This window comes from Janthinobacterium sp. BJB301, assembly GCF_002735685.1.
Classification (GTDB): domain Bacteria; phylum Pseudomonadota; class Gammaproteobacteria; order Burkholderiales; family Burkholderiaceae_D; genus Janthinobacterium; species Janthinobacterium lividum.
The window spans coordinates 892,485-907,630 of the sequence record NZ_PDZJ01000002.1; the positions used below are offsets into that span (position 1 = coordinate 892,485).

General features: G+C 66.2%; 11 protein-coding genes. 1 reads left to right on the plus strand and 10 read right to left on the minus strand.

Features of this window, described 5'->3' with window-relative positions:
- The first annotated feature begins 43 nt into the window (after positions 1-43).
- On the plus strand, positions 44-232 hold the full coding sequence (locus CSQ91_RS17325) for a helix-turn-helix domain-containing protein (RefSeq protein ID WP_034780317.1): 189 nt from the start codon (positions 44-46) through the stop codon (positions 230-232).
- Here the strand turns inward: CSQ91_RS17325 and CSQ91_RS17330 are convergent.
- The 10 genes from CSQ91_RS17330 to CSQ91_RS17380 form a co-directional block, all read right to left on the minus strand.
- Positions 223-576: a hypothetical protein gene (locus tag CSQ91_RS17330; RefSeq protein ID WP_143451046.1), complete on the minus strand. Its 354-nt coding sequence runs from the start codon at positions 574-576 to the stop codon at positions 223-225. The two genes, CSQ91_RS17325 and CSQ91_RS17330, sit on opposite strands and share 10 nt — an antisense overlap.
- Positions 577-602: 26 nt before the next feature.
- Positions 603-2,924, minus strand: a complete 2,322-nt coding sequence (locus CSQ91_RS17335) for a M43 family zinc metalloprotease (protein WP_218963755.1) — start codon at positions 2,922-2,924, stop codon at positions 603-605.
- 164 nt (positions 2,925-3,088) lie between these two features.
- On the minus strand, positions 3,089-3,565 hold the full coding sequence (locus CSQ91_RS17345; protein WP_034780321.1) for a hypothetical protein: 477 nt from the start codon (positions 3,563-3,565) through the stop codon (positions 3,089-3,091).
- 215 nt (positions 3,566-3,780) lie between these two features.
- A complete protein-coding gene (locus CSQ91_RS17350) occupies positions 3,781-4,998 on the minus strand; it encodes an acetate/propionate family kinase (protein ID WP_099389059.1) in 1,218 nt (405 codons plus the stop codon).
- Positions 4,995-6,410 (minus strand): bifunctional enoyl-CoA hydratase/phosphate acetyltransferase, encoded by a 1,416-nt coding sequence (locus tag CSQ91_RS17355; RefSeq protein ID WP_099389060.1) that lies wholly within the window; start codon positions 6,408-6,410, stop codon positions 4,995-4,997. The genes CSQ91_RS17350 and CSQ91_RS17355 overlap by 4 nt, the downstream gene beginning before the upstream one ends.
- Positions 6,411-6,419: 9 nt before the next feature.
- A complete protein-coding gene (locus CSQ91_RS17360; protein ID WP_257217380.1) occupies positions 6,420-8,684 on the minus strand; it encodes a DUF3141 domain-containing protein in 2,265 nt (754 codons plus the stop codon).
- 47 nt (positions 8,685-8,731) lie between these two features.
- A complete protein-coding gene (locus CSQ91_RS17365) occupies positions 8,732-9,856 on the minus strand; it encodes an ABC transporter permease (RefSeq protein WP_099389061.1) in 1,125 nt (374 codons plus the stop codon).
- Position 9,857: 1 nt separating this feature from the next.
- Positions 9,858-12,602 carry a ribosome-associated ATPase/putative transporter RbbA gene (rbbA, locus tag CSQ91_RS17370; RefSeq protein WP_099389062.1) on the minus strand — a complete coding sequence of 915 codons (2,745 nt, stop codon included), beginning with the start codon at positions 12,600-12,602 and terminating at the stop codon, positions 9,858-9,860.
- Positions 12,603-12,604: 2 nt separating this feature from the next.
- On the minus strand, positions 12,605-13,678 hold the full coding sequence (locus tag CSQ91_RS17375; protein ID WP_099389063.1) for an HlyD family secretion protein: 1,074 nt from the start codon (positions 13,676-13,678) through the stop codon (positions 12,605-12,607).
- An 18-nt stretch (positions 13,679-13,696) separates the two neighbouring features.
- On the minus strand, positions 13,697-15,145 hold the full coding sequence (locus CSQ91_RS17380; RefSeq protein WP_099389302.1) for an efflux transporter outer membrane subunit: 1,449 nt from the start codon (positions 15,143-15,145) through the stop codon (positions 13,697-13,699).
- Position 15,146: the final 1 nt, after the last annotated feature.

Consider the following 15,146-nt stretch of genomic DNA (forward strand, 5'->3'; position numbering starts at 1 on the left):
ACAGGAGAACAGCGATGACAAACAAGGTTTCAGGCAGGCTGCCATGCAGCGCCTGACCCCGGCCGAACGGCTGGTGGCGGCCATGGCGGCCGAAGGATTGCCGTATAAAAGCATCGCCAGGGAACTGGGCAAGTCGCCGGCCACCGTGCGCAACCAGCTGCATGCGATTTACCAGAAACTGGGCGTGGGCAACCGCACGGCGCTCGCGCACAAGCTCCGGGGTCATCCTTGACGCCGCGACAGGCGCAGCACGTCGGGCGTCGCTTCGACGATATCGATCACGTCCTGCGTCCCGCCGGCATCGCCCAGCGCATAGCGGCCCATGCCCAGGGGCACCAGCCGGGTAACGGGACCGGCGCGGGGACGGTCATCGGGGCCGTGCGCCATCGACGTCAGTGTCGCCGCCCCTTGCGCCATGGCGCCGGCGGGCGCGCCGAACTCCAGCACCTTGCGTCCCTTGCGGCTGGGAGGAAAGGCGAACGTGGCCGTGGGCCGGTACACCTCGATACCGTCTGCATCCTCCTCGAAGGAATGCGTCCAGCTGCCGCTGGGCAGTGCCGTTGTCATGCCGTGCATGCCGCCTCCCGTGTCAACCATGGATGTCAGAAACACGATACCACGCCGCCCAGGCTTTCATAGCCGCTCACGGAAGGCGACCAGGCCGTGCCGTTCCACGCCTTGTGGAACAGGGCGCCATTCGTGCCCGTGACAAAGACGTCGAGGCGGTTCGGCGCCCAGGCCGTGGCGCGCGGACGCGAGGTGCATATGCCGCCCAGGCTTTCAAAGCCCGTCACGGATGGCGACCAGGCGGATCCATTCCACGCCTTGTGATACAGGGCGCTGTCCGTGCCGATGACGAACAGGTCGAGCCGGTTGGCACCCCACGACACGGCTTCCACCTCGCCCACGCAGATGCCGCCCAGGCGCTCGAAGCCGTCGATGGACGGCCCCCATTTCGCGCCATCCCACCACTTGTGGTACAGGGCGCCATCGGTGCCCGTGACGAAGACGTCGAGGCGGTTCGGCCCCCACGCCACGGCCTTCGGCGCCGAGGTGCAGATGCAGCCCAGGCGTTCATAGCCCGTCAGCGACGGTCCCCAGGCCGTGCCGTTCCACCACTTGTGGTACAGGGCCCGGTCCGTGCCGACGACGAAGACATCGAGGCGGTTCGGCCCCCAGGCCACGGCTTCCGGCTGGCCCAGGCAGATACCGCCCATGGCTTCGTAACCCGTCAAGGACGGCCCCCAGGCGGCTCCGTTCCACCACTTGTGATACAGGCCGCGGTCCGTGCCGACGACAAATACGTCGAGGCGGTTCGGTCCCCAGGCCACGGCGCGCGGGTCGCCCACGCACAAGCCGCCCATCGCTTCATAGCCGGTCAGCGACGGCCCCCAGGCCGTGCCATTCCACCACTTGTGGAACAAGCCGCTGTCGGTGCCCGTGACGAACACGTCGAGCCGGTTCGGCCCCCACGACACCACCTGCGGGGCACTGGTGCAAATGCCGCCCTGCCCTTCATAGCCGGTGACGGACGGCGCCCAGGCCGTACCATTCCATGCCTTGTGGTAGAGCGCGCGGTCCGTGCCCAGCACGAACACGTCGAGGCGGGTCGCGCCCCAGGCCACGACGGGAGAAGAGCTCTGGCGCGGCGTGGCGCCTGCACCTGTGCCGCCCGTGCCGATGCTCGCGCGCGGGCCATCGAGACAGGCCTGCATGCGCGCCACCTGTCCCGCCGTGAACATGAACATGGCGGGATCGTCGACGTAATCCATATAGTTCATGAACATGTCGCCATTCGGCCCGTTGCTGCAGGACACCTGCGGAAACGAGGGCTGGCCCGTGTTCGGCCCGCCCTGGTTGGGCGTGTCGGCCACGTTGTCCGTGCCCGAACACCCGGTACCGTCGTCGCCCCAGATATGGTTCAGATTCAGCCAATGGCCAATTTCATGCGTGGCCGTGCGCCCCAGGTGGAACGGCGGCGCCGCCGTGCCGGTCGTGCCAAAGGCCGATTGCAGGATCACCACGCCGTCGGTGGCGGCCGGGCCGCCGGGAAACTGCGCGTAGCCCAGCAAGCCGCCGCCCAGCTGGCACACCCATATATTCAGGTAGCTGTCGGCCGGCCAGGCATCCATGCCGCCCGTCGCCTGCGACTTGACGGCATCGTCCGCGCCAAACGAGGCCGCCGTCGTCTGGCGCCGCTCGATGCCGCTGGTGGCCGCGCCATGCGGATCGGTCGTGGCCAGCGCAAACTCCACGCGCGCATCGGCCGTCAGGGGCAGGAATGGCGCCGGCGTGCTGTTGACATCCGGGTTGACGCGCCGGAAGTCACGATTGAGCACATCGATCTGGCTGGCGATCTGCGCATCCGAAATATTCTGCGCGGCCGTATTCCACACCACGTGCACCACCACCGGTATCTGCGTCACGCCGGAACGTCCGGCAATGCTGCCGTCGCCCTCGTAGAGCCCGGCCAGGTTTTCGATATCGGCGCGCACGTTCGCATATGATGGATCTTCGCTCAGCAGGCGGCGATGCACGTCCATCGTCGCGCAGGTGCGCTTCTGCGGTGTACCGCCGCCCTGTCCACCGTCGCTGCCCCCCATGCCACCGCCACCGCCACCATCGCCACCCATGCCACCGCCAGCCCCAAACTGCATGCAGCTGGTGGCCGCCATGCCCTGCGGTGCCTGCTGCATGCCGCCGCCCGGCATGGCGCCGGCATCCGCGGCGGCCGTACCCTGGGTAAGCGCAGCCTGGTCGGCATACGACATGCCCAGGCGCGGCCCAGCCATGGCGTCGCCGCCCGCCGCCTCCGTGCCAGCCTGCATGTCGCCTTCGACCGGCATGGGCTGCATGGCGGACACGGCAGGCGCGCCTTCCGCCGAACCGGTAGCCGGCATTTTTTTCGTTTTAGCGGTGCTCATGATGTCTCCCTTCGTCTGTTTGCCAATTCACTATGGCACGGCGAAAAGAGGAGCATTTGTGCCAGATCAAGACTGGCAAGCGGTGCAAAGGAAAAGTGGCAGACGAAAAAAAGACAGCCGAAGCTGTCTTTTGGGCTTGCAGGCCATGGCCCGCAAACAGGGGATTACTTGGCGGCGGCGGCCTTGACTTCAGCGTCGGCCTTGGCCTTGGCTTCTTCCGTCTTGGTGGCGGCGATGGCTTTATCGGCGTTCGCTTCCACTTTTTCCTTGGCGACCTTGGCATCCGCTTTCACGGAGGTTTTGCCTGCTTTCGCATCGGCCTTGGCGGCAGCCTTGTCAGCCTTGGCTTGCGCCTTCATCTTGTCTTCCGGATCGGCATCGGCCACTTTGTCGTGGGCCTTGGCCTTGGTTTTATTCGCCTTGTGCTGGGCGTCGGCTTTCTTTTCGTCAGCCTTCATTTCAGCCTTGGCGACATTGGCGTCAGCCTTCGCATCGACTTTGGCTTCCTTGTTGGCAGCCTTGTTGATGTCATGCTGCGCAGACGCCTGGGCGCTGGCAACGGCTGGGGTGACTGGCGACGTTTGCGCGATGGCAGCGGTGGCAAACAGGGTAGCGATCAGGGCGGCGAGTAATTTGTTCATGATGAGACCTTTCAATATGGTTTAATTTTATTCTTACTAAAGGCGGGCAAAATGTTCAAAATTTGCCAGGCATCGCGCTGTTTCTTGATGTAGCGCAATGGCATGACTTCATAGTAAAGATAACTGGCAAACCACACAGTGCGTTAGCGCACTCAACGGAAAATATGTGCAATTCGGCAAATTTCCCATCGAGCGCGGCTGTACGCTTCAGGACCTCATGCGCGCACGGCCAGTGCCGCGTGGCGAGCCGCCACCCACTCCTCGTTGGCCGGCTCCACGCCCACCACGATGCGGCTGGCATCGGTGGAAATACGGCTGGCGTTGCGCGCATTGGCATCCGCATCGAGCACGGGACCGATGAAGCCCAGCTCGGCGCAGATGCGCTGGCGCAGCTCGGCGCTGTGTTCGCCGATACCTGCCGTAAACACCAGCATGTCCAGTCCGCCCAGCACGGCCGTAAGGGCGCCGATCTCGCGCACGATACGGCGGATATACAAGGCCAGCGCGGCGCGGATACGCTCGCCCGTGGCATCCTGCCGGTCCTGCTGCGCCAGCAAGACCGGCGGGTCGGCCGACACGCCCGACACGCCCAGCAAGCCCGACTCGTGGTACAGCACATGCGCCACTTTTTCCAGCGACAGCTTTTCGATTTCCATCAGGTAGATGACGGCGCCCGGATCGAGCGAACCGCAGCGCGTGCCCATCATCAAGCCGTCGAGCGCGGAAAAGCCCATGGTGGTGGCCACGCTGTGCAAATTATCCATGGCGCACAGGCTGGCGCCGCTGCCCAGGTGGGCCACGATGACCTTGCCGCGCGCGACGGCACCGAAGCGCTGCTCCAGCACCAGCGACTGGTATTCGTACGACAGGCCGTGGAAGCCGTAGCGGCGCAAGCCCCGTTCCCACGCATCGTACGGCAGGGCCAGCATCTGCTCGACCTGCGGCACCGTGTGGTGGAAGGCCGTGTCGAAGCACGCCACCTGGGCGATATCGGGCCGCGATTCGAGCAGCACCTCGATCGCCTCCAGCGCGAACGGCTGGTGCAGGGGCGCCAGCGGCACAAAACTTTTCAGGTCGGCCAGCACTTTGAAATCGATGCGCACGGGGGCGAAATACTTGCTACCGCCATGCACCACGCGGTGCGCCACGGCGCGCAGCGGACGCCCGGCCAGCTGCGCCACCACTTGCGCGCGGATGTATTCGAGGGCCGCGTGATGCGGCTGCTCTGCATCGAGCTGCAAGGCGATTGCCGGCAGGCCGCCGGCGCGGTACGTGGCGTTTTCGCGGCCGATGCCTTCTACCTTGCCGCTCCATTGCGCCTGCTGCGGCAGCACGCCGCCCGCTTGCTCGAACAGGGCGAACTTGATGCTCGACGAGCCGCAATTGAGTACCAGGATCAGGGTGCCGTCGGCATGTTGGAGTGCTTCGTTCATGGCGGCGTGCTCCGGTAATGGTTGGCCAGCATCACGGCGATGGCGCACGAGGCGATGCGGCTGGCGCGCGAATCGGCGCGGCTGGTTAGGATGACGGGGACCTTCGCGCCCAGCACGATGCCGGCGCTGTCCGCGTCGCCCATGTATTCGAGCTGCTTGGCCAGCATGTTGCCGCTTTCCAGGTCGGGCACCAGCAAGATGTCGGCGCGGCCCGCCACCTCGGAGACGATGCCCTTGACGGTGGCGGCGGCGATCGACACGGCATTGTCGAATGCCAGCGGGCCGTCGAGGATCGCCCCCGTGATCTGGCCACGGTCGGCCATCTTGCACAGGGCGGCCGCATCCAGGGTGGCCGGCATGTCCGCATTCACCGTTTCCACTGCGGCCAGGATGGCCACGCGCGGGCAGGCCACGCCGATCACGTGCGCCAGGTCGATGGCGTTGCGCACGATGTCGGCCTTCATAGCCAGGTTCGGCGCGATATTGATGGCTGCGTCCGTGATGATGAAGGGACGCGGATACGCAGGCGTCTGCATCAGGAAGCAGTGGCTGATGCGGCGCTTGGTGCGCAGGCCGGCGCTGGCCGACAGCACGGCCGACATCAGCTCATCCGTGTGCAGGCTGCCCTTCATCAGCGCCTCGACTTCCCCTTTCCCCGCCAGTTCGGCGCCGCGCGCGGCGGCCGCATGGCTATGTTCGACGTCTTCGATGGCGATGCCTTCCAGGCTGAGGCCCGCCTCCAGCGCCACCGCCTCCAGGCGCGCGCGCGGCGCCACCAGCACGGGCGTGATCAAGCCTGCCGCGTAGGCGTCAAGCGCGCCCGACAAGCTCAGTTCATCGCAGGGGTGGATCACGGCCACCCTGATCGGACCCAGGGTGCGCGCGTGCTCCAGCAGGCGCCGCGTGCCGTCGCCGTTATGCAGGCGCACTTCGGGCAAGGTGGCGCGCTTGCGTTCGATCTGCTCGGCGGGCGCGATCACCTGCGCCTCGCCATCGAGCACCACGGCGCCGTGCTGGTTGACGCAGCGGCAAGCCAGCGTCACGTGGCGGCTGCGCGGCTCGCGCGCCGTGACGGTGACGCTGATGGCCAGGGTATCGCCCACGCGCACGGGCTGCAAAAAGCGCAGGGTCTGGCCCGTGTAGACGGTGCCGGCGCCGGGCAGTCGCGTGCCCAGCACGGCGGAAATGAGGGCCGCGCCCCACATGCCGTGGGCGATCACGCCCTGGTAGCGGGTGGCGGCGGCAAATTCGGTATCGAGGTGCTGCGGGTTGTCATCGCCCGACATCACCGCGAACAGGGCGATATCGTCCATGCTCAGGGTGCGCGTGATGCTGGCAGTGTCGCCGATGGCGATCTGGTCGAAGGTGCGGTTACGCACGATATGCAAATCATCGTCTTGGGTAGTGGTCATCGTGGTCTTCTATACAGGGGTAATGTGTTTGGCCGGCTTGGCTTTTGGCCCGGCAGGGGATGCGCCCGCGTCCGACTGCAACGCCTTCGCTTGCGCCTTGACCGCGCGGTCGAAGACGTCCAGCATCTGCTGCAGGCTCGCCTCCTCGTCCGGCGTCGGCGCCTCGGGCACTTGCAGCACTTGCTGCAGCCACTCGGCCAGCGCGCCGATGTCGTCCGGGTCGGCGCGAGAGAGCAAGGTCGGCAAGGCCGCGATGGCCGCATCGAAATCATGCAGCATCAAGCGCGCCTGCTGGCGCACGATACCGCGGAATTCCTCCATGCCGACATCCTGCCGGTATTGCGGCTTGATCAATTTCAGGGCCAGGTTGACCCTGCGCTCGTCGGCGATCATGCGGAAGCGGTAGATGTAGAACAGCGCGCGCACGGCCGCTTCCACCAGGCCGCCCCGCTGCATGTCTTCGTCCATCTTGCGCGTTTCGCAGCGCACGTATTCGCAATGCTCGGGCAAAATGCCGGGATGGGGACGCGGCGGCGCCGTATCGCCGATGGCTTGTCCCGTCAGCGCCTGCACCAGCGGCGAGCCGTACACCAGGTCGAAGGTGGTTTCCTGCAGCGTATCGCGCCAGTCGCGCCAGCCGTTCAAGCCAGCCGTGATGGCGCCGGAGATGGCTTCCTGCATGGCCAGCAGCGGGTTGTCGGGCGCCACCGGCTGGCGGTGGGCGCGCACCTTTTCCGCCTCCTTGGCCACCAGCCTGGCCAGCGGATTATGGTCCGTCCAGCGCTCGTACGACACGCGCAGCGGATGCGCGAGCTGCAGGAAGCGCGCCGTCTGCGGCGTGACCATGGCGCGCACCCACGGCTGCGCAAACGTGCGATACAGGGCCAGGTTCACTTCGGACACGCGCGCGGCAGCGGCGAATTTGCGGTCGTTTTCCACGCTTGGCTGCACGATGGCGCGCACGTCGTCGATGCCGCGGTGTTCGACCTGCAGCACATAATCGCCGCTGGCCAGGTCCGCGTTCGGCGTGTCGGGCGTCTTGTCGACGATCCTCGCTTCGTAGATACCGGCCGGCAGCAGGTTGATCAGGTCAATATTGCTGGCGAATTTCTGGTGTTCCTTGTGCCCCACCTTGGCCGAGACGAAGATACCCAGGTGGCCGATGCTGTCATGCACGGCATACACGATGGTCTGGTCGTGCATCAGCACATCCTTGTCGTCGCGGTACAGGTCCGTGATCCAGCCCAGCGCCTGCGGCGGCGGCGTGATGTTGTCGCCGTTCGAGCAGAACACGACGATGGGCGAACGGATATTGCGCAAGTCCAGGCGCACGCCGTCGGAGGTAATCAACTCCGCCGTGGCCAGGCGGTTGCCGATGAACAGATTGTCGACGATGTACTGCATCTCGACGTCGTTGAGGAATACATGGCCGCCCCAGTATTTTTCAAATTCCAGGTAGCGTGGCGCTTCCGTATCGATGTTCGCATACAGGTTGTACTGCTTGCTCCACAGGGTATTGGCCGGGTTGAGCTTTTCGAAATTCTGCACCAGGCTGGCGCCGTCGAAGCGGCCGTTGCCCAGGTCGCCCGCCAGCGCCGTGGCCCAGCTTCCGCCCATCAGCCCACCCGCGTAGCGCATCGGGTTGCGGCCATGCCAGCCGGCCCAGTAGGACACGGGCGCGCCGGCCACGATGATGGGGCCGAACAATTCCGGGCGCATCGCCGCCGTCATGAGGATTTGCCAGCCCGCCTGGCAATTGCCGATGACGACGGGCTTGCCTTCGCTGAGCGGATGCAGGGCGATGACTTTTTCCAGGAAGGCCGCCTCGGCGTGCATCACGTCTTCCACCGTCTGTCCCGGCACGGGATCGGGCAGGAAGCCGATGAAGTAGCACGGGTGGCCGGCGCGCAGGGCCACGCCGATCTCGCTCTCGGCCTTGAAGCCGCCGATGCCGGGACCGTGTCCGGCGCGCGGATCGACGACGACGAATGGCCGCTTCGACGGATCGGGTTCCGGCGCATCGGGCGTCAAGATGCGCGCAAGGCCGTAGTTGACGGGACGCGCCAGTTCCAGGCCCGACATCACCAGTTCGGCGGGGAAGTCCAGCACGTTCGGCACTTCCTCGGCCATGTGCTCCTGGTACTGGTTGCCGCGCCGGCGCATCACGTCCGCATACAGCACGATGCGCTGCCACGAGTCGCGCGCATAGTCGCCCAGCACGCCCAGCGACGGCAAGCCGCCGGTGGAGAAAAATGGTGCAGCTTCGATCTTCATGGCTATCCTTTTCATGCAAAAAACGCCGGACCATTCCGGCGCGGGGGCTACGCCATCTGGCTGATGGTCTTGCGAAAGCGCGCCAGCGCGAAGGTAAACAGGGCCGTGCCGATGGCCAGCAAGGCCAGGAACGGTTTCCACACCACGTCGATGCCGGCACCCCGGTACAGAATCGCCTGGCTCAACTCGACGAAATGCGTGGTCGGGGCGATCAGCATGATGTTCTGCACCAGTTCGGGCATGCTTTCGCGCGGCGTGCTGCCGCCCGACAGCATCTGCAGCGGCAGCAGCACGAGGATCAGGAGCATGCCGAACTGTGGCATGCTGCGCGCCACGGTGGCGAGGAAGATGCCCATCGAGGTGGTGGCAAACAGGTGCAGCGCCGCGCCGCACAGGAACAGCGCGATGGAACCCTCGATGGGCACGTGCAGCATGCCGCGCACCACCAGGTTCAGCGACAGGGCGGCGGCCAGCAGCACCACGAGGCCCATCGACCAGACCTTGCCCAGCATGATCTCGGCCGGCGTCACGGGCATCACCAGCAAATGCTCGATGGTGCCGTGTTCGCGCTCGCGGATCAGGGCCGCCCCCGTGAGAATAATCGACAGCATCGTCACCTGGTTGATGAGCTCCATCAGCGAGCCAAACCAGGCCTGGCTCAGCGACGGATTGAAACGCGCGCGCATCACCAGCTCCACGGGCGAGACGGTCGCGCCCCGATAGCGCTTGGCGAATTCGGACACCTCGCCGGCGACGATCTGCTGGATGTAGCCGCTGCCGCTGAAAGCCTGGCTCATGCGCGTGGCATCCACGTTCAGCTGCAATTCCGCCTGGCGCCCGCCCAGCACGTCCGTCTGCAGCTTGGGCGGTATCGTCAGCACGAAGGTGTACTGGCCCGCGTCCAGGCCCGCATCGACCTGGCTCTGGTTGATCATGGCTGGCGGCGTGAACTGCGGCGGGAAGAAGGCCGAGGCGATGCGCCCGGACAGAGGCGAGCCATCCTCGTCGACGATGGCGATCGACGCCATGTGCAGGGTTTCCGGCTTGGCCGTGGCGGCCACGTAGATCGCCAAGGTAAACGTGTAGAGGATCAGGATCAGCATCATCGGATCGCGGATCAGGCTCCAGATTTCCTTCACGCCCAGGCGGTAGATATTTTCAAGATGCCGCATATCAGCTCTCCTGTTTCTTCAGCAGCGCCACCGTCACGCCGAGGATCACGGGAATGGCGACGATCAGGGGCCAGAACGAGGCGTGCAGATCGCCAAAGCCCAGCGCCTTGTTGAACACGCCCCTGCTGATATTGAGCATGTGCGTGGCCGGGTACATCAGGCCGATGGCCTTGCCCACGCCTTCCATCGACGAGACGGGATTGAGCAGGCCCGAAAACTGGATGGCCGGGATCATGGTGCCGATCATGGTCACGAACAGGGCCGCGATCTGGCTGCGCGTAAACGTCGAGGCGAACAGGCCGATGCCGGTGGCGCAGATATTGAAGATGAAGGTGGCGCCGATCAGGGTCGGCAAGCTGCCCTTGATCGGCACGCCAAAGGCGGTGACGGCCAGCAGCGCCATGAGGACAAAGTTGAACATGGCCAGCACGACGTACGGCACCTGCTTGCCGAGCAAGAATTCCAGGCGCGTCACGGGCGTCACGTACAGGTTGATGATGGAGCCCAGTTCCTTTTCGCGCACCACGGACAGCGCCGCCAGCATGGCCGGCAGCATCAGCAGCAACAAGGGAATCACGGCCGGCACCATGGCCGGCAGGCTTTTCACGTCCGGGTTGTAGCGGTAGCGCGTCTGGATGGCGACGGGATTGTTCATCGTGATGCCATAGCGGTGCAAGGCCTGGTCGGCCAGCCACAGCTGGTGCATGCCCTGCACGTAGCCCTGCACGGTTTCGGCGCGCATCGGCATCGCGCCGTCGATCCATGCGCCCACCTGTGCCGGCGCGCCGCGCTGCACGTCGCGCGCGAAGCCGGGCGGGATCTCGATGGCCAGCGACAACTCTCCGCTGCGCATGCGCTTGTCGATATCGGCATAGTCGCGCAGAGGCGGACGTTCGACGAAGTAGCGCGAACCGGCCAGGTTGTTCGTGTAATTCTGGCTCAGGGTGGTCTGGTCGTGGTCAAGCACCGCATAACTGAGATCTTCGACATCCAGGCTGATGCCGAAGCCGATGACGAACAGCAGCAACACGGAGCCGCCCAGCGCCAGGGTCAGGCGCACGGGGTCGCGCCGCAGTTCCAGTGTCTCGCGCCACATGTAGCTGAGCATGCGGCTCAGGCTGAAACGGCTGCGCCGGTGTTCCTGCTGCGGTGCGGCCACTTCAGCCTTCTGCGCGGGCACCTCGCTTTCCTGCTCCGCCGGCGCCGTGCCGCCGCCCGCCTCTTCCAGGTAAGCGATGAAAGCCGCTTCCAGCGACGGCGCGCCCTTCTTGCGCACCAGTTCGGCCGGCGCATCGCTGACCAGCACTTTACCGGCATGCATCAGCGAGATGCGGTCGCAGCGCTCGGCCTCGTTCATGAAGTGGGTGGAAATGAAAATGGTGACGCGGTCGCGCCGCGCCAGCTCGATCATCAGGCGCCAGAAATTGTCGCGCGCAATCGGATCGACGCCGGACGTCGGTTCGTCGAGGATCAGCATTTCCGGCTTGTGCACCATGGCCACGGCCAGCGACAGGCGCTGGCGTATGCCCAGCGGCAGGCTGTCGGGCAAGTCGTCCATCACCGCGCGCAAGTCGAAGCGCTGCGCCATTTCGTCGATGCGCGCCCCTATTTCGCCGTCGGGCACGTGGAACAGGCGCGCATGCAGCACCAGGTTCTGGCGCACCGTCAGCTCGCTGTACAGAGAGAAGGCCTGCGACATGTAGCCGACCCTGCGGCGCGTGTCGATATCGCTGGAGTCGACCTCCTTGCCGAACAGCCAGGCCTTGCCTTCGGTGGCCGGCAGCAGGCCCGTGAGCATCTTCATGGTGGTCGACTTGCCGCAGCCGTTCGAGCCGAGAAAACCAAAGATCTCGCCGCGGCCGATGCGGAAATTCACATGGTCGACAGCCGTAAAATCGCCAAAGCGCATGGTCAGGTCTTGCGCCTCGATGGCGACGTCCTGCGCGCTGGCAGCGTCCAGCGGCGTGATGACCACGGGCTGGTGGCCCGCGCGCTTGGCTTCCGGCAGCAGCTTGATGAAGGCCGCTTCCAGATTGCTGCTGTCCGTGCGCGCCAGCAGTTCGGCCGGCGTGCCCGTGTCGAGCACCTTGCCGTCGTCCATGGCGACGAGCCAATCGAAGCGCTGCGCCTCGTCCATGTAGGCGGTGGCCACCATCACGCTCATTTGCGGGCGCTGCACGCGGATGCCGGCGATCAGGTCCCAGAACTGGGCCCGCGCCAGCGGATCGACGCCGGTGGTGGGCTCATCGAGAATGAGCAGGTCGGGATCGTGGATCAGCGCGCAGCACAGGCCCAGCTTCTGCTTCATGCCGCCCGACAGCTTGCCGGCCGGACGCGCCAGGAAGGGCTGCAAGCCCGTGCTGCGGGTCAGCTGGTCGATGCGGCGGCGGCGTTCGGCCGCGTCGTGGCCGAACAGGCGCGCGAAAAACTGCAGGTTTTCCTCGACCGACAGGGTCGGATACAGATTCTTGCCCAGGCCTTGCGGCATGTAGGCGATGCGGGGGCAGACATCGTCGCGGTGGCGCGCATCACGCATGTCGCCACCCAGCGCCATGACGCTGCCTTCCTGTACCGCGCGCGCGCCGGCCACCAGCGACAGCAGGCTCGATTTGCCCACGCCATCGGGCCCGATCAGGCCCACCATGCAGCCGGCCGGCACATCGAGGTCGATGCCGTCGAGCGCCACCGTCTTGCCGTAATGCTGGCTGACGCCCCGGATGCTGACGACGAAATTGTTCACGCCCATGGTCACTGCGGGACCTTCGCCGTCAGTTCAGCAGGCCATGCCTGCTTCGCATCGAGACGCACCCAGGCCACGCCGGGCAAGCCCACTTTTACCAGCGCCAGGTGCTTTTGCAGCAGCTCGCGGCTGATCTGCGCTTTCACGCGGAACATCAGTTTCTGGCGCTCGCTGGCCGTTTCCACCGTCTTCGGCGTGAACTGCGCGCTGGCGGCGACAAACGAGATCGTCGCCGGAATCACGTAGTTGGGCGCCGCGTCGAGGATGATGCGCACTTCGCCGCCCATCGCCACCTTGCCGGCCGCCGTCTCGGGCAGGAAGAAGGTCATGTAGACGTCCGACAGGTCGACCAGGTTGAGCACCTTGCCGCCGCCCGCCAGCACTTCGCCCTGCTGCGCCACCAGGTATTGCACGCGGCCGTCGCGCGGCGCCGTCAGCTGGCCATCGGCCAGGTCGGAATCGATGCGCGCCGTGGTCGCCTCGGCGGCGACGACGGCGGAGCGCGAGCCGACCACCTGCGCCCGGGCCGCGTCGATGGCCGCCTGCGCCGCCGTCACCTGCGCCTTGGACGCATTCAGGGCGGCTGCCACGCTGCGCACGCGGGCACGGTCGTCGTCGAGTTCCTGCACCGAGGAAGCGCCCTCTTTCGACAGGGTTTCGGAACGGGCCAGACGGCGGCGCGCCGCATCGAGTTCGCTTTCGCGCTGCGCCACGATGGCCAGCGCGGCGGCCTTGTCGCTCTCGCGCACGGCCACTTGCGCCTGCGCGCCGACCACGGCGTCGGACGCCTGCTGCTGGCGCGCGCGCGCCTCGTCGCGCTGGGCCGTCAGCGAATCGACCTGCATGGTGGCCAGCGGCTGGCCCGCCTTGACGAAGTCGCCCTCGCGCACGAGGATCTCCTTGACCCTTCCCGCCAGCTTGGTGGCGACGTCGATTTCCGTCGCTTCGATGCGGCCATTGCCGCTGACAAAGCCTTCACCAGGGCCCGTGGGACGCATTTTTTGCCAGGCCACATAGCCCAGCACGAGAACGGCCACGACCAGCGCCGCGGGGAGGAGTTTTTTCTTCAGTTGTGGAGTCATGGTATCGGGGCGATCAAATTAGTGGGTGGAAGCGGCGGCGGAAGTGGCTGGCGCGCCACCGCCCAGCGCCGCATACAGGCTGACCTGACTGGACAGCAGCGCGCGGCGCGTCTGCACCAGCTGCTGCTCGACCGTCAGCAAGTCGCGCTGTGCATCGAGCACTTCCAGGTAGGGCGCTGCGCCATTGTCGTAGCGCAGCTTGGCCAGGCGCGCCCGTTCGCTCTGCGCGGCCAAAGTCGTCTTGCCGATGTCGACCTGCAGCGCCAGCCAGCGCCGGTTCGACAGCGCGTCGGCCACTTCGCGGAAGGCGCCCTGCACGCTCTTTTCATAATTGGCCACGGCCACGTCGCGGCGCACCTCGGCCAGGTCCATATTGGCGCGGATACGGCCCGCGTCAAAGATCGGCAGCACCAGGCGCGGCGCGAAATTCCACGCGCCGCTGCCCGAATCGAACAAGCCGCTCAATTCCGCGCTGGCCGTGCCGTAAGCCGCCGTCAGCGAAATCGTCGGGAAGAAGGCGGCGCGCGCGGCGCCTATATTGGCTTGCGCGGCGCGCAGTTGGTGTTCGGCCGCCATCAGGTCGGGACGCTGCGTGAGCAAAGCCGAGGACAGGCCCGCATGCAGCGGCTGCAGCACGCTGGCGTCGTCGAAGCGGCGCACCTCACCAGCCACCGGCGTCAGGTCGACGGGGCCGCCCACCAGTTGGGCCAGCGCGTGCGCCTGGACGGCGCGCGCCTGTTCCAGCTGCGCCGACAGCGACAAGGCCTGGCTGAGCAGGGTTTCCACCTGCGTCAGGTCCAGCTTGGAAATCGACCCCACCTCGAAGCGGCGCGTGAAGATGCGCAGCGATTCGGCGCGGCTGTCGACCGTGGCGCGCGCCAGTTCCACCCGTTCATCGAGTTCACGCAAGCCCAGGTAGCCATTCGCCACCTGCGCCACCAGGGCCACGCCGACGGCGCGGCGCGCCTCGTCGCTGGCCAGCAAGGTTTGCAGCGCGCTGTCCTGCAGGCTGCGCACGCGGCCCCAGAAATCGAGTTCCCAGGCACTCACGTTCAAGCCCGCCTGGTACTGCGCGCTCGTCATGGGGCGGCCCGTCACGCTCAAGTCACCGGGCACGCGCGCGCGACTGCCGGAGGCGCCCAGCGCAATGGTGGGAAATTGTTCGGCACGCTGGATGCCATATGCGGCGCGCGCCTCTTCCACGCGCAGGGCGGCGATGCGGATGTCGCGGTTGCTGGCCAGCGCCTGCGCAATCAGCGCCTGCAGGCGCGGGTCGGCAAAGTAGGCTTGCCAGGCGACGTCGGGGGCGTGCGCGCCGGCCGGATCGGTTTCCGGATATTGCGCCGCCACCGGCAGCGGCGGTGGCGCGTACGGCGGCGCCATCGAGGCGCAGCCGGCCAGGGCCAGCATGGTGGCCAGCGCGGCCATCCTGGCGCGGTTGGGCAAAGTAAGAACAGCCATGGTCATC